Below are 313 nucleotides of genomic sequence, written 5' to 3'. Positions count from 1 at the left end.
GTCGCAACGGATGAACCAACAACCGTAATAAATTCAAAGAAATGATTCATGTTGGGTAAAGTCATGCACCACATCAAGCCAATAAAGAACCACATCACTTTGCGCGATTGAGTTTTTATCGATACATAGCTGCGAATAGCATTAATAATTACGCCTATAGCCGCCACTATGGCGCCCATTAATATGAAATGGATACTCATTACAAAACAAAAGATCATCATCTGGTAGCGAAAACGCATATCATCTTTTTGCCAAAAGGCCATTACACCGATACAAAAAGCCAGGCCGCCAACTCCTTGTGTTATCCAGTTTT

1 protein-coding gene is annotated in these 313 nt (G+C 39.9%); it reads right to left on the bottom strand.

Annotated elements, in window-relative coordinates:
• The coding region (locus tag AB4486_RS23730; protein ID WP_372119037.1) for a YgjV family protein at window positions 1-313 on the bottom strand (313 nt) is incomplete at both ends.

The sequence above is a fragment of the Vibrio sp. 10N.222.55.C6 genome (assembly GCF_041473395.1).
Lineage (GTDB): Bacteria > Pseudomonadota > Gammaproteobacteria > Enterobacterales > Vibrionaceae > Vibrio > Vibrio crassostreae_C.
The sequence above is the reverse complement of the archived record's forward strand: the minus strand, read 5'-3'. Positions and strand labels throughout refer to the sequence as shown.